Consider the following 21,792-nt stretch of genomic DNA (forward strand, 5'->3'; position numbering starts at 1 on the left):
AATTTCAGGATAAAATTTTTTTGATTACTCATTATTACTCTCCTTTATCCAGAATGCAGCTAGCAGGCTTACAAACCAGTAAACTATTTCAAATCCAGGAGTTCTTTTGCTTTCTTTTGCAGGAGTGTCTGTGTTTTTTGTTAAGATTACCCCGTCACCGCCATATTCTTCGCTTCCATTACTGTTTTTTTTATTGGAACTGCTTGTATTCAGCACGAATACCTTATCCACTTTTGAGGCTGTTATGTTTGCATTGCTTACTGTCAGGTTAACAGTATAGGTTCCTGCTGAAGAGTAAGTATGGATCGGATTTTGATTTGTTGAATTATATCCATCTCCAAAGTCCCAGTTCCATAAAGTTGCGTTCTGAGAACGGTCATTGAACTGGATCGAGAGAGGGGTGTAACCGGAGGTGATATTGCTACTGAAGTCTGCAACAGTAAATGCTGATTCCGGATTTGCTTTCAGAATAACAAGACCATTAACACCTTCACCTGCATAGACATAATTGCCGGAAACTGCAATATCTCCAGCAGAACCTGCATAAAGCCCTTTAAGAATTGGAGAAGAAGGATTGCTTATATCAACAACCACAAGACTATTATCAACGGCTACATAGGCGTAATTGCCTGAAATTGAAACACATTCAGCATATCCGGAAGTATTGTAGTTTCCTATCTGAATTGGAGAAGAAGGATTACTTATGTCAATAATCGCAAGCCCATTTTTGCTATCAGCTATATAGGCATAATTGCCGGAAACTGCAACATCGTAAGCAAGTCCGGCAGTATCGTAGCTTCCTTTCAGAATTGGAGCAGATGGGTTGCTAATATCAACAATCAAAAGACCGTTTCCTTCATCGGCTACATAAGCATAATTCCCGGAAACCGAAACACTCCAAATACTCCCGGTATAATCATAGTTTTCTATGATAATTGGGGATGTGTCATAAACTCCCTTAAGAATTGGGGAAGATGGGTTGCTTACATCAACGATGAAAATGCCATTAGCCATATCGGTTACATAGGCGTAATTGCCAGAAACTGTAATACCTTGAGCCCATCCGCCAGTATTGTAACTTTTATTTAGAATTGGAGAGGAAGGATTGCTAATATCAACAATCACAAGGTCATTCCTATCGGCTACATAGGCGTAATTCCCGGAAACTGCAACATCGTTAGCAGATACGGGAGTATCGCATCTTCCTTTGAAAGTAGGAGAAAAAGGATTGCTTATATCAACAATCACAAGGCCATTATCCCAATCGGCTACATAGGCATAATTTCCTGAAACTGCAATACTTTTAGCCCTTACGATAGTATCGCAACTTCCTTTGAGAGTAGGAGACGAAGGATTGCTTATATCAACAATTACAAGGCCAGTATTGCTATTCGCTACATAAGCGTAATTCCCGGAAACTTCAATACCATGAGCATATCCGGTAGTACTGCCGTTTCCTTTTAGAACTGGAGAAGAAGGATCACTTATATCAACAATTACAAGGCCATTATCATTATCAGCTACGTAAGCGTAATTACCCAAAACTGAAACATCACAAGCAATTCCGGCAGTATTGTAGCTTCCTTTCAGAGTTGGCGAAGAAGGATTGCTAATATCAATAATCACAAGACCAGTATTGCCATCGGCTACATAGGCGTAATTCCCGGAAATTGAGACACCGTAAATATCTCCGGTAGTATTGTAGCTTCCTTTGAGAACTGGTGAAGATGGATTGCTTATATCAATAATCATAAGACCATTATCCCAATCAGCTACATAGGCATAATTGCCGGAAACTGTAACATCGCCGGTAGGACCTGCATAACGTCCTTTGAGAATTGGATTAGAAGGATTACTTATATCAACAATCACAAGACCATCATTATCAGCTACATAGGCGTAATTTCCGGAAACTGAAACACAATAAGTATATCCGGGAATATTGTAGCTTCCTTTCAGAGTAGGAGAAGAAGGATTGCTAATATCAACAATCAGAAGACCATTGTCGTCATCGGCTACATAAGCATAATCTCCGGAAACTTTTATGTCCCTTACAAAACCTTCTGTCATAAGCTTACTCACTAAAACAGGTGAAGAGGGATTAGTGATATCCAATATCAAAAGATCCTGCCCCTGCCCAACGTAGGCATAATTGCCAGCGACATCAACAGCGTCTGTCGTCCCGCCAAAATGTCCCACCAGTTCCATGTTTACTTCAGGAGCAGCTACTGCCCCGGCAACTGATACTGTTATAGTTACAAAAAAAGCAACAAATATAACCGAATGAATTATTTTTCTGGTTATTTCCATTAATTATACATCCTGTCCTTCAAGTTCTCACTCTCGTATTTTTCAAAGATGTCAAACCCTTAACCACAGATACTTTTCGACTTCCATTTTTGATACTTCCATTCAAACAGAATCTAGCTTTCCAGTTATACCTTAAGAAATGATAACGGATTTAGAATTAAACTGAAAGTCGTTGACTGACAATCATGACGTTTTATTGGCATAGAAATCTATTCTACTTACTGTGCTGTTATATTTAGTTTGGATGGCATGGAAAGTACTTTTGAACTCCATAAATTCCTCATAGTCGACTCCTTATAAGTTTTCTGGCCATTCTCTCTAACTATCCGTTTTCCATACTCATTTTGAGTCTGTAATTATTTCCTAATCTTCGATTGTTAGAGACTCTGGTCAGAAAATATTTATATGAGCAGCTACCCTCACTCAAATTAAAGTATTTAAATAATAAAGAAAGTATCACAACTAATATTCATATATGATTATATCTGCGAAAAGTCCCTAACTCCATGGCAAGGGAATAATCAAAGGTGCCGGATTTGCATCTCTGCTCTCGTATAGGGCCTATAATGTGGTAGGTAGTGTAAAAATCGAATCGGTGAAAGTAGTTTACAATACTGTCAAATCAGGGGTAAAGGTAACTAAGCATTACAGTGCAAATATTTTCATTTTGCTCTAACTCATTTTTTATCTTTGTTGCTTCTTTTTCCGGAATCCACCAGTTCTTAGATCCCTTATAAAAACGAATTTCGCACCAAACAAACCTTTTCAACTGAAGATCGTATTTGTCCAGCACCGCAAGGAAATTTTTATCATAGGTAGCTTGTTCATATACCGTAATAATGTAATAATTTCCTTTTTTGATAGCAGGAACAGACTTAGTCCAATTGTTTTCTTTCCCTAATTCATCTCTTACATCCGTTATTTTATTTTTGTCTACCATTATGTAATATATTTCATCTGTACTATTTGTGTCATATTCCATTCTATAGTCTACAGTCATGTTAGAGTTTTGAAGAATGGTTTTTACTTCCGACTCAGAAATTCCATCTTTAAATTGAATATACAGACCACCTACTTGCGATCCCGGAACTGGAAAAGATGTATTAACTGGTGGTTTCGTATCAATTGTCGTTTTTATAACTAATCCTGCAATTATTATGATAGTCAGAAAAACAATAAAAAAAAATTTCTTTGAAATTTTACTCATGCCAACACCTATAAAATGAGGGGAGCATAAATCCCACTTATATACGGTTGATTTTTGAATCAGAGACTTCAATTGTTTTTATTTCGAACCGGAATCTAAATGTATATATTTTTCCAACGACTTTTGCTTATCCAATCCACTGTAACTTCTTTTTGAACTTCCACTCCCATATTGGCAAGCCAAGCTTCCCAATGATCCGAAGCTTGGAGTATTACCCATCAATATACCCAAGACCTACAGTCAAAATTTTCTCATTTGTTTCAAGCTCATTTTTGATCCTTATTGCATCCTTTTCCAGAATACAATTCTTTCCCACAACCCAGTCCGCTGGTCCAACTCCAAAATGGATATAACACACAACTGCCTTTTTCAACTGAAGGTTATTTTTTTCCAATATTGTAAGAAAATTTTCATCTGGAACAAATTCTGCAGATAACATAATTATGTTATAATTTCCTTTTTTGATTTCAACTAAAGAAGTCCAGTTTTCATCTTTCCTTAATTCATTTATCTTATCTTCATCTACTTTTACGTAGTACATTCCACACGAAATATTAGAATTGTAGTCTATGGTATAATTCACAGGTATGTTGTAATTCTCAAGAATGGCTTTTACTTCCGATTCAGTAGTTTCATTTTCAAATTGAATAGATAAACCAGCTACTTTAGCTCCTTGAGATTGTGTCATCAGTACTACGATAGTTAGAATGAATATAAAAACAAGTATACTTACTCCAATTTTATTACGGTTCATACTTTAATCTCCTGTGTATCTTATACCCAGGAGGCAGGATCAGGCAAGCTAAGCCTTAAATACACACAAAGCTAACATAAATCATGCCTCTTATGACGTATTTTATGGAGTTCGGGTTATTGGGAAAGCACTTCTGAACTCCATAAACTCCTCATAGTCGACTCCTTATAAGTTTTCCGACCATTTTCTCTAACTATCCGTTTTTCATACCTTTTTGGGTTTGCAATTATTCTGAATCTTCGATAGTTTGATGATCTGGCCAATAAGTATATGTATGAGCAGCCACCCCCACTCAAATCAAAGTATTTAAATAAAAAAGAAAATAGTACAACTCAGATTCATATGGGGGGATATTTGTGAAAACCCCACAACCCCGTTGGCAAGGAGATCACAAAAGGTGCAGGATTTGCATCCCTGCTCTCGCGGAGGGCCTATAATGAGGTACGTAGTGTAAAAATCAAATCGATGACTTCTTCCGGAATCCAATATGTCAGAGGTCCATCATTAAAAAGAAAACGAATATCACACCATGTAAACTTTTTTGTCCCAATATCATATTTGTCCATTATTGCAAGAAATTTTTCGTCCTGGATCGCTTGTTCAGAGACCGGAAGAACGTAATAATCTCCTTTTCGGGTAACATCAGCAGGAGAAGATATAGTCCAATCTTTTTTATCTTCCTTCATCTCTTTTACAAGCTCGCGTCTTATGTCACTCCAATTATCTTTGTCCGCCATTATGTAATATTTTTCCGGAGAATTAGTGTCATATGTTATTCTATAGTTCCGAGTCATGTTGTAGTTTTGAAGAATGGCTTTTACTTCTGACTCAGAAATTCCATCTTTAAATTGAATAGCCATACCACCTACTTTTGATTCAGAATCTGGCGTTTTCGCATCCTCTACCGGCACTTTTACAAGTAACCCCCAAATCGCTACGAGAGTTAGAAAAACAATAAAAATAGCGATTTCCTTATTGATTTTGCTCATACCAACACCTCAAAAATGAAGAAGATTCGATAAACCTTATAGATTGGCTGTTTGCATAAAGGATATATAAGCAACCATTGAAACCAGAGATTTATCGAACTCCTCTAAGGAATTTTAAGACGGCCTCACATATATACGTTTATTATTTCAGGAGTGCAGAGGGTCACGAATACCCAGTACTTTAGAGGCTGTCCGACAATTATTGCCAATAATAACTGAATTCCTTCTTTTTCGGTTTTAAGGCTTTAGATACTTCAATTTTTACATATTTATTACCCAAAAATCGAATTATCGGACAGCCTGTTTAGGGTGGGGTGGCCACATGCAATTTGATTTTGATTTTATCTTTTTTCAGGCACCTTTCATACAGGGCTTACTTTTTCCAAGCCTTATTCTGCAAATTCTGAAAATTCAGATCGATTTCTCCCAGCCCTGTCCCATATCAACGAGAGGCCTCAGCTCAATAATCTCGAAGGTGGCAGTTGCGTATATCATCTTTCCCGCTTCCTCCCCGGCTATTTTTGCGATCTGGCTTTTGATCATATCAAGCATCTCGCCGGAAGTCGCAGATTCTTTCAACTTCATATAAACCCTGATCCCTTTCCATGCCATAATATCTGCTCCCGGCTCCATTATCAGGAACATTGCGTAAGGGTTTTCCTGAAGGTTTGCAAACGTGCGGTTTTTCCCTGTTGCAACTACAACGGTCTTTTCATCGGTCATCTGAGGCGAACCGAAAACAGCCGAATCTACCTTTCCGTCTTTACTCGCTGTGCTGAGAACCCCAATTCTCGGTTGCTTGTTAAAGTAGTCCATCAATTTTGACGTCATATTAAATCCCCTATCACAAACTTATTTTCTCGCTCTTCCCCTTAAATATTGAAGGAGCAGGCCGCCTGGTCCGAAAGTACTGCCCGGAAAAGAGCTTTATTACTGTGCAAGCTGCGATAAATATGAGTCGTAAGTATGCTTAAAACTTTGCCTGATGTGAGTAATAAGTGTTTTTCACTTACATTTGGAATCCTGATGATAAAAGACCGGGGAGAAAATATCTAAATGATTGACCCGCCAGCAGCCCTGTTATTTTTAAGGATTCAAAAACATGTACTCCGTGGGTTCAGATAAGAGAAAATAGGAAGAAAAGGAGGCAAGAATGGTAAAAGAGAAAGAAAATAAATAGGTGATTATCCAAAAAGTATTTTTTTATTAGTATTACAGTGGGTTAAGTAAAAAAATTAGAGGTTTGATATTTTAAGTAACAGATAATGTTACTCTATATTCTACAATTATTCAAATTAATTTTTGATTGGTTTCGAGCTTTTAAAACCAATGGGATAGTGTACCAGGAAGTTCTTGGCTAACTAACCCAATACCTTCTAACTTCTTTCTCTGTATTTCATTTAATGGCGGAACTACTACAATAAGTAAATCTTTGGGTCGAGAACAAGCTACATATGCAAAACGGGCATATTCTGAGGTAGGATTCTCTAACCAGTGCTCGAAGTGGCCTCCTTTTGAATGTCTATCTGGATTTGAAATGAGCATTAAAGCGTCTAAAGTTTCTCCTTTTACGTCGTGAATTGTCGTCATGCGAATTTTTTTACTGGAACTTGATGAAGATAAAGAGTTCATGACCAATTCATTTGCCTTTCTGGAAGGAGCTTTTATTTTTCTTTTTGCTTCGTCCCATTTAACGTAAGTATCAGGCAAGTTCAAAAAATATTTTTCTAAAAATCCTTTGAGAGAACCGCACCACTGACTCCATGTTTGAAGTCTGCTTCCATTTTTAAATGTTGCAAGCTCTTTTGAGGAATTAAGGATATTTGATAGAAACATTCTCCAATCAATATGTTCAAAAGTTTCAGGACAATGTTGATTCTGGTGATTTCCTCTCCCTTTATATGCTAAATTACATATCGATCTCCCTAAAAGTTCTAATGCCTCAATAATTGATTCGGTTTTTTTGAATTCAGAATTCCACAGAAAAAAAGCTTTTGCAATATCATAAGAGATTGACTCCAATGGATTTGTTTTCTTTACTTTATTTATTAAGGCTTTTCCACGAACTACTATTGAACAATTTCCACATTCAATATTTTTAGAATTAAGATACCATTCAAATAGTGAAGGTAACCTATGTAATTCATCAGAAGGACACTCCCACAGGACACAAGACGCATCCTCTCTAGGTATTCTACCTTCGGGAGGGCATTGGATTCCGACTAACTTGGCACAAAGATTGGTGATATCTTGGTTGCTTCTGAAATTTTTGGTTAATTCCATCTCATGCATACCAGAAACAGCAATAAAATCTTGAATTTTGAATGGATCTACATCTATAAAATCATAAATTGACTGGTTAATGTCTCCTACAAAGTGAAAAATCACTCCTTTTTCTTGAAGAATTTCAACTACATCAAGTCTTGATGGAGCCAGATCTTGACATTCATCTATTATAATATACGGAAATCTTTTTGAGATAAGATCTAGAATCGTCTCGTTTTGATTTAACAGTCTGTATGACCAGAATTCAGCGTCCTGATATGTTGCAAATCCACTTTTAGCAAATTTTAATTTGTTTTCGATTAGTATTCTTCTTTGATAAGAATTCAGATTTCTTTCACGATTCCTGTTAAATTTGATTGAGTTATTGCAGTCAATGTAGTACTCATTTACTTTCACTTCTTGATATGAAGGTTGACTCGAGATAACACTTTTATAATTTTCAAGGAAAGGAGCATTTGAATCGGAGTCAATGATATTTACACTTGTGTCTCCATCTTTACCTTTATAATCCATTACTGAATAACAAAATGGTTGAAATATATACTGGTGCAACCAGCTGTCCAAAGTGCCCACAAAGTGAGGAAACTGGACGGCTTTCTGTTTTGAATATTTATTAGCTCTTTTCCATATTTCAGAAGCTGCATTTTTGGTAAAACTTAGAATTGCCATTCCTGCATAAGGACTATCCCAAGAAGATGCTTCATAAGCGGCTTTAAATCCTACAACTTCAGTTTTCCCACTTCCAGGACACGAATTTAGAAAAGAGGAATTAGCGATAGGGTTTACAATAAACTCTAATTGTTCCAAGCTGAGCTTCTCTATATGTTCATCGTGCTCCAACCTTTTATAAAGTTGCTCTAATAGCTCTTGCCGCTTTCTTTCTTCCTCAGTTAGATTTTCCTGTGACATACAAAATCGCATCTCGAATGTAGGAAGGCACTTCAAAGTCCGGTTTATCATCTGATTTCAGTAACATTGCAAGTTCTTGAGCAAATTCACCTTTTTTCTGATCCACATGATTTAGAAACCAAAGAGCCTCATCTGTCTTTTGTTTCTTCTCTTTTGTACGCCAATCAATGTTCTTTGATTGTCCCGCTCTTTTTTTTATCGGACCGTTTGTTTCGGTTATGTTTTCAAGAACAGAACTCATTATTGCGAGGTTATTTCCTTCTAAAGCTAAGTCATACTCAAAAGTTTTTGAATTTATGTACAGTCTACAATTGGTGGTATGTTCTCTTAATTCGCATACAAGGTATCTTTGTGGATTATTGCAATCCTCTGTAGACTGGCTATCAGAAGTCCCAAGGTTATCTCCTTCTGGATCACAATCTGTAATTCCAACACATCGAATTGGGATATTGTCGCAGGGCTCAAAGTTTCCTTCAGATATTTTGTAACCACAAAACAATTGCATGAAATATTTAAAGTATATCCCCTCGATATTTATCACAGAAATCCCATAATCTTCAAGAGTTTTTTGTCCCAAGATCTTTTTTACAAATTCCGGAAAAAGTATTGCTTCTGATATTCCTTCCACTAAAATGACCCCTTTAGAAAACAACAAAACAGATTTTGTGATATCGATCCATCTCTCTAAGAAAAATTTAGTTTTCCTATCCAAGCAACAATTGGTAAGTGCTATAGCTTCTCTCTCTCGACTAAGTGGAGACAATGACATTACAACAACTGGATCAAGTCCAACAGCAGCTGCTATAGTAGGAGAATGAGTAGTAATTATCACCTGAATGTTGTTTTTCTCGGCAGCACTCTGTAAATATTGGAGAAGACGAGTTTGAAGCTGAGGGTGTAGATGAGCTTCAGGTTCTTCGATCAACAGCACCTTTAAAGATGTTGTACTTACATCACTTTTTGCTTCCATCTCGGCTATAATTGTGGCCATGTAAAGAAGATTATTGTAACCTAAGCTGTTTTCTGATATATCTCGGAATGATTCTCTTGGGATCTCTCCCTCTTTTATCTCAGGAAAAAATAACAAGCGAAGCTGATGGATGATTTTATTAAAGTTTACTTCTGAAAATTGTATCGAAACATCCTGTCCTAAGATTTCTCCCACAGAGTCAATTAAGCATTTTTTAATTAACCCATTAGCATTTTGTATAAGGGGATCGCTAAGCAGTTCATTATTTTGTTCTTTTACCTTTTCCTCCAAACGTTTATCTTCGTCTCCTGAGCCGTTGAGACTAGTTAATAAACGAGCAAGCCTTGACCCTCGATAAGAATTCAATTTTTCTTCTGCATCTCTCAATGGGGGTAAGTATACACAATTGATAGAATTTACTAGCTCCCATTCAAAAATTCCTCTTCTAGAGGTCCCTCCCCACATATTTTTTCTTATTCGGCCCCTTGCATCTTCTTTATTTATAGCTTCCAAATGCAGCTCTGCTTGATTCACATTACTGGGTTTTAACCAAGGTAAATAAGCAATCTGTTCAGGCCCCTCTAATTCATCAAAAATACAATCAATTAGAATATTCGCAACTGGTGTGGCGCTCTCTATGGAGAAAGGTCTATGGAAGTCATTTAGCGATATTCCAGATCTATTGTACTCATCTTCCCCAAGCAACAAGCGAATGGCGTCTATCACTGTACTTTTTCCACTTCCATTTTCTCCCACTAAGACGGTAAGTCCTTTATTCAAAGACAATCTAAAACCATCATTAAAAAACCTAAAGCCTTTGATATTTAATATGGAAATGTACATCGTAGAGCCTTCGTTTAAATTTAAAATTCACTTAATATTCTGTTCTAAGGTTCCCTGAAATTTATTTATTAGTGAGTTTCTTTCTAATAGAAAACAACTTTGTTATATTTTCATAATCCTTCTAAATTGAACTCTCTTATAAATTAAGTATGTTTCTAATTTGACACTTTGTTATTTATTCTGGGGCAACCAAAATTTGGGACTCAGTACCAAAATTCAGTGATGAATGTAAAAATTAAAAATCACTGATTTTTATACTTGGTTACAGTTCTCTTGATAATACTCTTGGATCGGGGCCTTTATATCTCAAATCTTAATCTTAATTAAAGACCTAATTTTTCTTACTAATTCAGAATTTCAATCAAGAAATTCAAAAATAATTAGATCTTGGAACAGAGTCTTTCATAATAATGAAAACGCTACTTCTTAGCATTCACTATATTTCTTCGAATTGAGCTGGAATCTTAAGACTCTGTCTAAAAAGTGTTTTTCAAGGGAAAGAGCTTCAAAAGCTTATACTCCTAGGTTGAGGGAAATGAAATAAAAGGAGGTTGGAGTCGGGAAAAAATAAGGGAAAGAAAGTTGATAAGGACCGGGAGGTTCGCAAACTTCTTCTTGACCGACCCGGCATGAGAAATATCTGTTTTCCAGGTTTCACAGGGTACGTTTAAAAAAGAAATAGAAAAGGATTGAATTGATCATCGGTTACTAAAAAATGAAAAAAAGTAAGTTACGTTTTTTTAGGCGGGGACCCCCATATAAATTCGGTGAAGTTCCTCGGCGACATCCTCAGTGCTATTGTATTTCTTGTCCGGAAGCATGCCAAGTTCCTGCAGTATGTCCGGGATTGCTCCACTCTTCCTTGCTTGTTCAATAATGTCGTTCCTTTTTATAGAAAAATCTATATTTTTCAATATCTTCTGAGTTTCCACGGGAAGTTCTGCAATAAATCTGCTTTTACTTTCAGTTTCCATGATATTCCCCTTACTTTTGTTCAGGTTCCTTTAAATTTCCTCGACATTTGCAGCGTTTGTCTACTCCTTTTCCGGAGATTATTTGTATTCCGCAGCATGTCGTTCCTGGTGTTACTATCCTTAGCGTTTAACAACATCTTCCTTCTTTGCAGGAAAATCGATTTTTTTTGAAGCTTCTGAAGGAAACCTAACTTTTTTGTTAGTGTATATATCAATGATGATCTACTATTTAAATGTTAATATGTTATTATAAAATTATGTTAAAAATTAACACATTTTTGTAGTTTTGTGTCAACACATACTTTTTATTGATAATATCATATTATTTAATTGGTAAAAAAGAATTCAATCGTAATCCAGTTTCTTTATAGATGGACGATCAGTCTAGAGTCCTTGAGTACCGTTCTTGAGTACCGTCCTTGAGTCTCTCCAATCATTGATATATTGCGGCGGCCTCGTTATGTCCGGGGCTTTAAAAACTTATACTCAGGGGTTCAGGGTTCAGAGAAAGGAATAAATGAAAAAAAAGAGAAAGAAAGCCACGGAGGTTTCAGCCCCATGGCAGATTACTTCAGTTTAATTGAGGCTTTTTGATGCCGTTTCTTAAAACCCGGCAGTGGTGTTATCAAGTTTAGCTGTCATATCTTTTCTCCGAGCCGACTTTGATAAGCCAGACATCAGAGACCATCCCATACGAGGAAGTGCGTCCTGCGAGTATGTATTCTCCCTCACGGGTTTCCTGGGCAAAAGCTGCGGAATCGTCATCCTGGCCTCCAAAGTTCATCTCCCATTCTTTCTGCCCATCGGAATCGGTCTTCATCAGCCAGGCCTGGATATCGTTATAATCACTGCTCGGCTGGGTGATGCCTGCAAGTAAAAAGCCTTTATCTGTGGTTTTCCGAACCGAATAGAAATTATCTGTGTACGGGCCTCCAAAGGTCTTATTCCACTGTTCAGTCCCGTTTGAATCTGTTTTAATCATCCAGCCGTCAGTTCTCCCGGCCCCGAAGGATTCCGTGGTTCCTGCCAGTATGTATCCTCCGTCCTCAAGTTCCTGGACAGAGTATGCATAATCATAGCTTTCCCCGCCAAAGGTTTTACTCCATTCTTCTGTTCCGTTGGAGTCGGTTTTTATCAGCCAGGCTTCATTTTCGCCTGCTGAGGAATTGGTGAAACCTGATATTACGTATCCTCCGTCTTTGCTCTGGTTGACAGAAGATGCGTAGTCCTCATTCATTCCTCCAAAGGTCTTATTCCACTGTTCGGTCCCGTTGGAGTCAGTTTTAATCAGCCAGGCATCAGATGCTCCTGCCCCGAAAGATTCCGTATGTCCGGCGAGTAAGTATCCCCCATCGATGGCCTTCTCGACCGAAAATATAAGGTCTGTTTTATTCCCGCCAAAAGTAAAATTCCATTCTTCTGTTCCGTTGGAGTCTGTTTTAATCAGCCAGGCATCCGGTTCTCTTGAATCTGGGTCTTTTGAATCTATTTCTTCCCCCTTTTCAAGATAGCCCGCAAGTACGTATCCTCCATCTGCCGTTTGCTGGACCGAGTATGCACAATCATATGCAGGGCCCCCAAAAGTCCTGCTCCATTCTTCAATTCCATCCGGGTTTAATTTCATCAGGAGGGCATCAGCGTTAGCTTCATCGTAATTAACCACGGTCTCTCCTGCCAGTATGTATCCTCCGTCCTGAGTCTGCATGACAGAATTTGCACAGTCAAATTCGATGTTCCCAAAAGTTCTGTTCCACTGCTCTGCCGGGATAGCTCCGGCTGATGAGGCACTTCCTGCAAGCAAAAGTAAGGATAAAATACAAACAGCAAATGAAATATATTTAACTCTCATCTTTATTTTCCCCCGCGTCAAACTTCACTAATATATTCTTCTATCTATAAACTAACGTTAGTATATTAAACTAACTCTTCATAAATTAATTTCTTAAATGGTGTGCCATACGGCTACCCTACTGTGGTATAATTTTTAGACTTCTCCCTTGCGAACAAAATGTCCTGAACCATGCCTGTCTCTAGAAAAATATTTTACAAACCTCTTCCTCTAATAGAACTTTTAGCTCACAAATCCATTAAGTATATATATCTCGTTATAGTGAGTTCTGAAACCTTAATTCTTCAGCGTACATTTCATTCATTATCACTTTATTCTCGGAAAGGAGGCTTACTTTTGGGAACAATCAGCGAAAAAATATTTTCCCGGACCGCGGGAACCGAGGCAAAGGCTAACGATTTTGTGCTTGCAGATGTGGATTATGCAATGGCGCATGACGGCACGTCGGTGCTTGCAGTAAATGCTTTTAAGGAAATGGAGCTGGAAAAGGTCTGGGACCCTTCAAGGATCGTAATTCCTTTTGATCATATCGCACCTGCGAATACTGAGACTTCAGCTACCCTGCAGAAGGAGATCAGGGAATGGATAAAGGAGCAGCGAATACCTAACTTCTATGAGGTTGGAGAAGGGGTCTGTCACCAGGTCCTTCCTGAAAACGGCTTTGCAATGCCCGGAAAGTTGATTGTTGGGGCTGACTCGCATTCCTGCACTTACGGGGCTTTCGGGGCATTTGCAACAGGGGTAGGGGCTACCGACATGGCTGAAATCTTTGCCACGGGAAAGCTCTGGTTTAAGGTTCCGGAAAGCTTCAGGATGACTGTTGAAGGCAGCCTTCAGAAAGGCGTCTACGCAAAGGACCTTACCCTTTACCTTGTCGGAAAGACCGGGATTGCCGGGGCAACCTACAAAGCAGTTGAGTTTTACGGGCAGGCGATCAGCGAACTTTCGGTTGCTGGCAGGATGACGCTCTGCAATATGGCAATTGAGATGGGGGCAAAGACCGGCATTGTCCCACCGGACGAAAAGACCTTCGATTTCCTGAAAAACAGGGCAGTTGCGCCTTATGAGCCCGTCTATGCCGACCCTGATGCTGCTTATCTTAAAGAGTTCACATACGATGCCGGAGATATCGAACCTCAGGTTGCCTGCCCGCATCAGGTGGATAATGTAAAGCCTGTAGGAGAGGTTGAAGGTACTCACATAGACCAGGTCTTTATCGGGACGTGCACGAACGGAAGGCTTGAAGACCTCGAGGTAGCAGCAGCAGTCCTTAAAGGAAAAAAGGTTGCAGTCAGGACAATTGTGATTCCTGCCTCCCGCACCACCCTCCTTGCAGCAATCGAAAACGGGACCATGGAAACACTGCTGAAAGCCGGTGTGACCCCTGCAACCCCTGGCTGCGGCCCCTGTCTCGGTGCCCATCAGGGCGTGCTCGGGGAAGGAGAGGTCTGCGTTTCAACTGCAAACAGGAACTTCAAAGGCAGGATGGGAAAAGACGGCTTTATTTATCTTGCATCCCCTGCAACCGCAGCAGCCTCGGCACTGACAGGTGAAATAACTGATCCGAGGACAGTTTGAACCGGCAGTCTTTATGGCTGCCCTCCAACAATTATCCTTGAAAACGTTTTTTAATCTCTATTGGATCAACTTTACTCAGATCGACTGTGTCAGCCAGTTTTTCTGTTGCTCCCTCAAAAAATAAGTACAAAAAAAGAAGTAGAAGGAAGAAATCAATGACTTTTCTTTCTCTTTCTCTTTATTTTCCGTTTCCGTTTCTGTATTAACAATGTGAAAATTCATCTTAAATCCACCTAAAATTTATACCATGAATTCTATACTCTTAAACAGGAGGGAATAGCTATGACAGAAGAACTTAATCACGATAACCTTTCACATTTGATTGAGCACTGGATCGAGCATAACGATAGCCATATAAAGAGTTTTAGAGAATGGGCCCAGAAAGCCAAAAAAGACGGTTTTCTCGAAGCCTCTGAAGATATCCTTGAGGCTGCCAGCAAAGTTGAGGAAGCAAATAAACTCCTTGACAAAGCAAGGGAAGGGCTTTTCCATCTCCACAGCCACAAATAACTGTAATGGATAAATGCCCATAACTAACTCTTAATTATTTATGTGTCTGGCCTGTGCCTTTCACCTTTTCTCTTTTCTTTTATTTTTAGTCTGTCTTTCACTTACTGGCTTTAGTTTGTCTCTGTCTGACTGGCCATATTTTCTCACTAATTTACCCTGCATGTTCTGCCCGAACCAGGAGAGCCCTTATATTTTTTAAATCCGTAATTAGCTCTCCCACTTCCTGTTCTTCCAGATATTTCATAAAACCCTGCTCCTCTTCAGGGTTCAGGTCCTCACTATTCAGCAGCTCTTCAATCAGGCTATCTCCAAAAAGACTGGCTTCAGGGTCATTTTTGCTTTCAGGCTTGCTCTTCTCAATGGAACTTTCGCCGGAATTCCCACTGGAAACTTTATTTTCATTCACTTCCTCTATTGAGAAAAGATCTGTGGTTTTTATTTTTTCTGCCTTCTCCGGAAAAGTTTTACCTTCATTTTTTTCTCCGGCTCCGCTTTTTGGGGCTGCTTCTTCGGCGTTTACTATAGTAGTTTGGCTAGTGTCATGTATTATATCTTCAGATATTTTTCCGTCAGGTTTTTTATCTTCAGGTTTTTTATCTTCAGATTTTTCGTCTATTCCTTTAACCTCTATCTCCATTCCACTAACTTTTACCTCTGTAAATCCGGCATCTTTCGCAGGCAAAGAATCGTTTTTGATTTCCAGAGGCCCGGATGTTTTTACACGTACTTTTCCGGGGAGCGGGGGGAAAATTTCTTCCCGCCAGGGAAATTCTGATATTTCTTGTATTTCTTCGTTTTTTTCTTTTTCTGCTTTCCTGATCAGATCAATGCGGGCTTCAATCTCTTTTTTTTCTTTTATTAGCTTTATTATTTTTTTCTTAACCTGGTCTCGACTTTTTGTCAAATCCTCCATATCTTCAAGATTTACATCAGCTGTTTTCGGTTTGAGTATTAAATCCTTTAAGCTCCTCACTCCCAGGCCCTTTAACCCATTTTCTCTCAGTTCTTTTAATCCGTCTGTTTTTAAATCTTTTAAACTGTTCATCCAATTGCCTCCCACAAAATCTTATTTATTCTGGTTTCTATTTATTCTGGTTTCAAAATTTTCTTCCGACACCTTTCTTCATACTCTAACTGAATACATTTTTTTTCAACTGAATGTGTCTTTCATATCTCAAATGTGAATACCCTCGATACGACCGGAGGGATGAGAATCATACAAAGCCCTGAAATTCCGGACATCAGGCCCCCATAGAAAAAAAGTTTATAATTTCCTCCGCCCTCCACAATCTTTACTACGAGGGTGTTTGAAATCGTAAGAATAATTATCACGGAAAAAGTTAATTTATAGAGTATGGGTAAACTTTCGGCTACATTGAACATGCTCATTCCTATTCCGGACATCCCATTCATCCCCCCTTCCATGGACATGTAAGATTCACTCATATCGGAGACGAGCCCACTGAATTTGGAAATTATCTCAAGTACAAAGATCAGAAGCCCAACCATTACAGCATGCAGAATTATTGCAAGCCCCTTGAAGCCGGAACTGACCAGCTGCCGTTTCATTCTCAGGAGTACAATTGCCAGGCTTGAACTCGAAACTATGTCCCCTATCTCGGCCGGGTCCCCTCCCAGTTCGACTGCATCGGTAAAGATCCTTGAGCACCTGTTTATCAGTTCGGAACCTGTTTCCCCTATGAATTTATCCCAGCAAAGCCTGGGCTTAAGCCCCATAGAAAGGCCCATGTGCAGCTCTTCAACTCCGGGCTTGAGACAGCCGATAGTTTCCAGGTCAAGGTTTTCCATTGCACTCCTTATAGTGATTCCCGTTGTTCCTGCAAGGGTCCCCAATGTCTTTACAAAAGCAGGAAAACTGCTGTCTCTTTCACCGATTTTCCGGTCGTCAATCATAGCAAGGACGCCTATCGGAAGCATAAAGAATGTCACTCCCAGCAGGATAAATTCCGGCCTTGTCCCGAGCAAAATGAGAGCAATAAGAAAAACCGCACCGAAAGGGAGCAGAATCCGGCTCAGGAACCTGATTTGTTCCTGTTCCTTCGATTTACGGCCAAGGGCATGTACCTTTTTTTCGGCAGGAGCTGACTTGTATATAATGTAAAGGGCAAGCCCGCATATGGTAAGAGTTAATAATACAATCAGGAATGCAATTGTTTCTATATTTGCTATATTATAGATCATGACCGAAACAAGGATTATGGTAACAACGAGGTTTACGGATACCATCAGGGCAGTATAGCCGTCAGTCCATTTTTTCAGGGATTCAATACATCTCTCGTACTCATTAGAGTAGATCTCTTCCCTTGTGATTTTTTCCTGTTTCAGAAAGTTTTTCTCAGGCTCTCCGGAAGAGAGGATATTTGCCATCCTGCCAAATAGTTTTGAAAGATAGGCATCCTTCAATTTCTGAGAAATATACTTGCAGGCTTTTGCATACTCGTATCCCCATTTTGAGGCAAGGATATAGATCTGTTTAAAGTATTTCGAAGCTTCATACTCCTTCTGGCGCCCTGCATAATCAAAGATCCTGTTCCTTTCGATATCCGCAGTTGAAATCGCAGCCATATATGTTAGCAGGAAGAGCATATCGTCATTGACTCTTTCAACAACTTTAGTGTTTTTCAGTTTTCTGGCGAGGTTAAAGTATCCATCCATTCCCTGTTTTTCAGCATTCAATTTTAAGTTCGGAACTATCTGCACGAAAGTCATGATGTTAGCCCCGCCTCCTCAAGCCGGATCAGGGTGTTGAACAGGTCGTAAAAATTGGTAATCTTTGCCTGGTGGATCTTCCTGAGTATTTTTGCCCTTCTGTCAAGTTCCGAATAAATTTTTCTAACCTGGTTTTCAGGAATCCCCATGCGTGGGGCAATTCTATGTTCCAGCAGATAAGAGTTGTTTTTTCCGGTGAACTTGAATGTATCCGTAACAGGGTCCCATTTGAAGATGTCCATAAAATTAAAAGACTGGCTCTCTGAATCGTAGCCTACGATTTCGTTTATGCTCAGGATTCTCCTTCCAAGCCCTTTTCCCGGAACGTTTACAGCACTCTGGATAATAACCACATTCAGGTTATCCACATAATTTTTGGGAACATTTATCGGGTCGCCTGTCAGTCTCTGGATCAGTTTCTCAACTGAAGCTGCATGGAACGTGGACATTACAGGATGTCCGGTCTGCATTGCCTGAAAAGCGATATTTCCTTCAACCCCACGGATTTCTCCTATCATAATCTCATTTGGACGCTGGCGCAGGGCTGCCTTTAACAGGTCAAACATAGAGATATCAGACCCGCTGTCCTCCCTTGTACTCCTTGTAACTTCCCGGGTCCAGTTCTTATGGGGGACCTGCAGTTCCGGAGTGTCTTCAATAGAAACTATTTTGGACTCAGGTGGAAGAAAAGTAGTCACTGCGTTCATCATTGTAGTCTTTCCGGAGGCTGTTTCCCCTGAAACGAAGCAGTTCATTCCTGCCCTGAGCATCATCCACATGTATGCAGCCATTGTGTAGTCAATTGTCCCGAACTCGATAAGTTCGAGGATTGAAATAGGGGTCCCCATAAATTTCCTGATGGTAAAATTACTCCCCTGCTTTGACACATCTTCTCCGAACACGATATTAATCCTTGACCCGTCCGGAAGAGCAGTATCGACTATCGGGTCCCTGTAGGTAATTGGCTTTCCTACTTTTTCGGACATCTGTATGACAAAAGAATTGAGTTCTTCGTTTTCCTCAAACGAGATTGTTGTTTTAAGAGATGAGAACACCTTATGCTCAACAAAGATCCTGCCAAGCCCGCTGCAGCTTATGTCTTCGATATTTGAGTCGAGAAGTAAAGGTTCGAGCACTCCCATCCCCACCTTGTCCCTGATCATCAGGTATTTGATTGCACTGAATTCCTCAGGCGTTAAGGACATTTTCTGCAGTTTTCTTATTTTGAATGCTTTGCCGGCTTCCTTCAGATTTCCAAGAATTCCGGATTTTTCGCTTTTTTCGCTTTTCTCGCTATTACTTCCCTCTCTAAGGGAAGTTTTTTCCTTACCTGAAATTGTTCTCTGTCCCCTGCTTTTTCCTTCCGATATCCCGGAATTTTCCTTTAAATTCTCTCTTACTTCGCAGGTTTTTTCAAGGGCTTTTTCGAGGAGCTTCTTTTTTTCTTCAGGATCTTTTGTGGTGATATCCTGATCGTATATTACGTCAATGAGTAACTTCTCAACTTCCTCTAGTTTGCTGTCAAGTTTCTGGAAAAGGCAGGGCTCTATGGGAATGTAATAGTTTCTTACGTCTTCTTTATCCGGATATATATGAACGGCAAGCCCTTTTCCGGTAGGATAGATCAGGTTCGGGCGTTTGATACCTTTCATGGATCTCGAAATTCTTGGATAAAATTCCGGAAATCCTATTTCTTCCGTCGGGAGCCTGCAGACATAATCAAGGATATGATGGTTTTCTTCTCTGTCAACGAACTCCTGCATTTCTGAAGAAAGGCTGGAGTACATCTCTTCTCTGGAACGCCCCCCATTCTCCGGCGAAGGCAACGGATCAAAAGGCAGAGCTTCCATCTCGAATCCTCATTCGGGTTTTTTCTCCGATTGCCATCTTTCCGGCTTTTTTTTCCGATTGCCATTTTTTCGGCTTTTTTCTTTTTTTCAGGCTTTAACCTTTGAAACCGGAATGATCTTCAGTCCAAACTCACTGTCCACATTAAAACTCACCATATTTCCGGTAATTTTCCTGGCACCCCTAAGTTTCTGGATTTCCATAGTTTTTACCCTCTGGTCCCCAACCTGCTCTATCCTGAGTTCAAGACAGGCACTGCAAACTGACCTTAGCCTGTAAAGCACCACCTGGGAAAATGCATACCCGTGCACGCTAATGAGAATGGTCTTTCCCCTGTCACACAGCTTTACGCATTCAGTAAAGAAGTTTAACACTGCATTTTCCGAAGCGTTCACCGCAAAGATCGTCAGGGAATCTATAAGGATCAGTTCTTCTTCGCATTTTTTTATACATTCCAGAAGTACCTGAAGCAGGCTCTCGCTCAACTGGGGATTTTCCTCAACATAGCTTGCATTAATCTCAAATATTTTTGATCTCCCTATTATGAAATATTCCGAAATCCCGAGCTTCAGGCTCTCCATCTGGTTTAGAAGTTCTTTAGAGGTCTTTTCCGTTGTTAAAGCAAGAACTCTTTTATCCTGGTTCAGGGCTCCCCACATTATTTGCTGTAATAAAATCGACTTCCCACTATCGTTTCCTCCTTCTAGAAGGCAAAGTGAACCTACAGGAACTCCTCCCTCCAGTTTCCTGTCGATTTCCATGTTTCCGGTAGATATGAACTCCAGTAATGCTTTTTCTTCCTCTTTCAGGTCGCTGAATATTTCTTCATTGAAAGACTCTTTTTCATACAGTGCTCCCTCATCCTTACTTTCTTCCATTTCTCTCCCCCCTTCTCCGGGATTCCCCCACAAATCCCTGAATTCTCGTAGCATCCTGATCCATTTGTTCCGGTTTACTTGCTTATCAGGATCTTCCTTGATACAGAAATTACCCACTGAATATTATCCACTGAAATATTATTCACTGAAATACCGTGAAGCCTTTATCCCATTGGGGGCAGCTACCAGAAGCCAGTTTGCGCTGGAGTTTCCAGGTGGGTCTGAGGGATCCAGTCTGACCTGCATTTTCATTTTCTCTCCCGGGTCAAAGACTCCCGGGTTTATCAGGTCAGGAACAATACCGATTTTTGTCCACTTCCCCCTGTCCTCTGAAATAATTTCGCTTTCCTGGTAGGGAATCCAGATAGTCTTCATGTCACCTGATTCATTTTGATAGGTAACGATCACGTCCATATAAGTGAAGTCCCCGATTTTTGTCGAGCCCGTGTTCTGCAGGTATACCAGAATATTTTCCGTGTCTATAGTGGAGGCATTTGTAACCTCTATTTCCGTTTTTAACATCTCGTTCTTGTTTTCCTGCATCTCAATGATTGAATTAGCGAGTCCGTCTGCCATGTAGAACCCTCCCTTCGAGCAGACATACGATGCCAGGAGGATGGTTGCAACCGAGATCATTGCTGCAATTATTGACCCGAACCCCATTATGACACCGTAAAATAGGCCTCTTCAGAAACCCCGTTGTATGTACTGAACTTGATGAAGTATTTCTTTCCGTTCACAGGCAAATATACAGGTTTTATTTTTATGCGTAGAGTCTCTCCTTTATCCCAGTTATCGTCCCCATTCTGTTCGATCAGGTAGCTCCAACCCGGAGTCAGATTTCCTGTTTCATCATAGGGTATGCGCTCAAAGTTTCCTGCCTCTCCAAAAAAGAGGTCCGAATCGGGAATTATGCCTGAAGATATTTCCTTGCATCCTACATTCTTTATCCATACATGAATCTCTGTACCTTCAGCAGCTGTTGTTTCATGCAGGATTTTTATATCTGTCAGGATCTGGTCTCCCATAGAGTCCGAACGGCTCGTTATCGGGTCTCCTGCCGAGATGACCGAGGGGTATACAGCTGAAGCAAATCCAAATGCACAGATCACGGATGCTATTGTTAGAATCGCAGAGCTTATCGATTCCCCACTCAA

At 39.8% G+C, this 21,792-nt stretch carries 17 protein-coding genes; 2 read left to right on the forward strand and 15 right to left on the reverse strand.

From position 1 onward, the window contains the following. Nucleotides 1–24: 24 nt before the first annotated feature. The 9 genes from EO98_RS16345 to EO98_RS16385 form a co-directional block, all read right to left on the reverse strand. Nucleotides 25–2,310 carry a PKD domain-containing protein gene (locus tag EO98_RS16345; protein ID WP_048138153.1) on the reverse strand — a complete coding sequence of 762 codons (2,286 nt, stop codon included), beginning with the start codon at nucleotides 2,308–2,310 and terminating at the stop codon, nucleotides 25–27. 622 nt (nucleotides 2,311–2,932) lie between these two features. After that, the gene (locus EO98_RS16350) at nucleotides 2,933–3,589 is read right to left on the reverse strand and encodes a UPF0228 family protein (protein ID WP_235283481.1); all 657 of its coding nucleotides are present in this window, start codon (nucleotides 3,587–3,589) and stop codon (nucleotides 2,933–2,935) included. Between the two features lie 139 nt (nucleotides 3,590–3,728). Then, nucleotides 3,729–4,271: a UPF0228 family protein gene (locus EO98_RS16355; RefSeq protein ID WP_048143952.1), complete on the reverse strand. Its 543-nt coding sequence runs from the start codon at nucleotides 4,269–4,271 to the stop codon at nucleotides 3,729–3,731. A gap of 431 nt (nucleotides 4,272–4,702) precedes the next feature. Further along, complete coding sequence (locus EO98_RS16360) at nucleotides 4,703–5,260, reverse strand: UPF0228 family protein (RefSeq protein ID WP_048139792.1); 558 nt, start codon at nucleotides 5,258–5,260, stop codon at nucleotides 4,703–4,705. A gap of 411 nt (nucleotides 5,261–5,671) precedes the next feature. Continuing rightward, nucleotides 5,672–6,091, reverse strand: a complete 420-nt coding sequence (locus EO98_RS16365; RefSeq protein WP_048139794.1) for a pyridoxamine 5'-phosphate oxidase family protein — start codon at nucleotides 6,089–6,091, stop codon at nucleotides 5,672–5,674. A 489-nt stretch (nucleotides 6,092–6,580) separates the two neighbouring features. Next, complete coding sequence (locus tag EO98_RS16370) at nucleotides 6,581–8,455, reverse strand: UvrD-helicase domain-containing protein (RefSeq protein ID WP_048139796.1); 1,875 nt, start codon at nucleotides 8,453–8,455, stop codon at nucleotides 6,581–6,583. Then, entirely contained in the window at nucleotides 8,433–10,268 is a 1,836-nt protein-coding gene (locus EO98_RS16375; protein WP_048139798.1) for an ATP-dependent endonuclease, read from the reverse strand. Before EO98_RS16375 ends, EO98_RS16370 begins: the two co-directional genes overlap by 23 nt. A gap of 740 nt (nucleotides 10,269–11,008) precedes the next feature. Continuing rightward, the gene (locus EO98_RS16380; RefSeq protein ID WP_048139800.1) at nucleotides 11,009–11,242 is read right to left on the reverse strand and encodes a DUF2795 domain-containing protein; all 234 of its coding nucleotides are present in this window, start codon (nucleotides 11,240–11,242) and stop codon (nucleotides 11,009–11,011) included. A 631-nt stretch (nucleotides 11,243–11,873) separates the two neighbouring features. Further along, nucleotides 11,874–13,091, reverse strand: coding sequence for a hypothetical protein (locus EO98_RS16385; protein ID WP_048139802.1), 1,218 nt, complete (start codon nucleotides 13,089–13,091; stop codon nucleotides 11,874–11,876). Nucleotides 13,092–13,436: 345 nt separating this feature from the next. Between EO98_RS16385 and hacA the strand changes: the two genes are divergently transcribed. Further along, nucleotides 13,437–14,669 carry a homoaconitase large subunit gene (gene hacA, locus EO98_RS16390; RefSeq protein WP_255350288.1) on the forward strand — a complete coding sequence of 411 codons (1,233 nt, stop codon included), beginning with the start codon at nucleotides 13,437–13,439 and terminating at the stop codon, nucleotides 14,667–14,669. A 282-nt stretch (nucleotides 14,670–14,951) separates the two neighbouring features. Beyond that, nucleotides 14,952–15,179 carry a hypothetical protein gene (locus EO98_RS16395; protein ID WP_235283375.1) on the forward strand — a complete coding sequence of 76 codons (228 nt, stop codon included), beginning with the start codon at nucleotides 14,952–14,954 and terminating at the stop codon, nucleotides 15,177–15,179. Nucleotides 15,180–15,330: 151 nt separating this feature from the next. On the opposite strand, the gene EO98_RS16400 is transcribed toward EO98_RS16395, so the two are convergent. The 6 genes from EO98_RS16400 to EO98_RS16425 all read right to left on the reverse strand — a co-directional run bounded on the left by EO98_RS16400 (nucleotide 15,331) and on the right by EO98_RS16425 (nucleotide 21,792). Next, entirely contained in the window at nucleotides 15,331–16,224 is an 894-nt protein-coding gene (locus EO98_RS16400) for a hypothetical protein (RefSeq protein WP_048139804.1), read from the reverse strand. A 122-nt stretch (nucleotides 16,225–16,346) separates the two neighbouring features. Beyond that, nucleotides 16,347–17,909 (reverse strand): archaellar assembly protein FlaJ, encoded by a 1,563-nt coding sequence (flaJ, locus tag EO98_RS16405; RefSeq protein ID WP_048139805.1) that lies wholly within the window; start codon nucleotides 17,907–17,909, stop codon nucleotides 16,347–16,349. Continuing rightward, the gene (locus tag EO98_RS16410) at nucleotides 17,906–19,759 is read right to left on the reverse strand and encodes a type II/IV secretion system ATPase subunit (protein ID WP_048139806.1); all 1,854 of its coding nucleotides are present in this window, start codon (nucleotides 19,757–19,759) and stop codon (nucleotides 17,906–17,908) included. Before EO98_RS16410 ends, flaJ begins: the two co-directional genes overlap by 4 nt. A gap of 87 nt (nucleotides 19,760–19,846) precedes the next feature. After that, the gene (locus EO98_RS16415) at nucleotides 19,847–20,635 is read right to left on the reverse strand and encodes an ATPase domain-containing protein (RefSeq protein ID WP_048139817.1); all 789 of its coding nucleotides are present in this window, start codon (nucleotides 20,633–20,635) and stop codon (nucleotides 19,847–19,849) included. Nucleotides 20,636–20,773: 138 nt separating this feature from the next. Continuing rightward, nucleotides 20,774–21,298, reverse strand: a complete 525-nt coding sequence (locus EO98_RS16420) for a hypothetical protein (RefSeq protein ID WP_048139807.1) — start codon at nucleotides 21,296–21,298, stop codon at nucleotides 20,774–20,776. Then, nucleotides 21,298–21,792: a hypothetical protein gene (locus EO98_RS16425; protein ID WP_048139808.1), complete on the reverse strand. Its 495-nt coding sequence runs from the start codon at nucleotides 21,790–21,792 to the stop codon at nucleotides 21,298–21,300. The genes EO98_RS16420 and EO98_RS16425 overlap by 1 nt, the downstream gene beginning before the upstream one ends.

Source organism: Methanosarcina sp. 2.H.T.1A.6 (genome assembly GCF_000979455.1).
GTDB lineage: Archaea > Halobacteriota > Methanosarcinia > Methanosarcinales > Methanosarcinaceae > Methanosarcina.

Bases quoted from the DNA above. Each gene is read 5' to 3' on its own strand.
- EO98_RS16345 (WP_048138153.1), bottom strand. From the start codon at position 2,310: ATGGAAATAACCAGAAAAATAATTCATTCGGTTATATTTGTTGCTTTT.
- EO98_RS16355 (WP_048143952.1), bottom strand. From the start codon at position 4,271: ATGAACCGTAATAAAATTGGAGTAAGTATACTTGTTTTTATATTCATT.
- EO98_RS16360 (WP_048139792.1), bottom strand. From the start codon at position 5,260: ATGAGCAAAATCAATAAGGAAATCGCTATTTTTATTGTTTTTCTAACT.
- EO98_RS16365 (WP_048139794.1), bottom strand. From the start codon at position 6,091: ATGACGTCAAAATTGATGGACTACTTTAACAAGCAACCGAGAATTGGG.
- EO98_RS16370 (WP_048139796.1), bottom strand. From the start codon at position 8,455: ATGTCACAGGAAAATCTAACTGAGGAAGAAAGAAAGCGGCAAGAGCTA.
- EO98_RS16375 (WP_048139798.1), bottom strand. From the start codon at position 10,268: ATGTACATTTCCATATTAAATATCAAAGGCTTTAGGTTTTTTAATGAT.
- EO98_RS16380 (WP_048139800.1), bottom strand. From the start codon at position 11,242: ATGGAAACTGAAAGTAAAAGCAGATTTATTGCAGAACTTCCCGTGGAA.
- EO98_RS16385 (WP_048139802.1), bottom strand. From the start codon at position 13,091: ATGAGAGTTAAATATATTTCATTTGCTGTTTGTATTTTATCCTTACTT.
- EO98_RS16395 (WP_235283375.1), top strand. From the start codon at position 14,952: ATGACAGAAGAACTTAATCACGATAACCTTTCACATTTGATTGAGCAC.
- EO98_RS16400 (WP_048139804.1), bottom strand. From the start codon at position 16,224: ATGAACAGTTTAAAAGATTTAAAAACAGACGGATTAAAAGAACTGAGA.
- flaJ (WP_048139805.1), bottom strand. From the start codon at position 17,909: ATGACTTTCGTGCAGATAGTTCCGAACTTAAAATTGAATGCTGAAAAA.
- EO98_RS16410 (WP_048139806.1), bottom strand. From the start codon at position 19,759: ATGGAAGCTCTGCCTTTTGATCCGTTGCCTTCGCCGGAGAATGGGGGG.
- EO98_RS16415 (WP_048139817.1), bottom strand. From the start codon at position 20,635: ATGGAAGAAAGTAAGGATGAGGGAGCACTGTATGAAAAAGAGTCTTTC.
- EO98_RS16420 (WP_048139807.1), bottom strand. From the start codon at position 21,298: ATGGGGTTCGGGTCAATAATTGCAGCAATGATCTCGGTTGCAACCATC.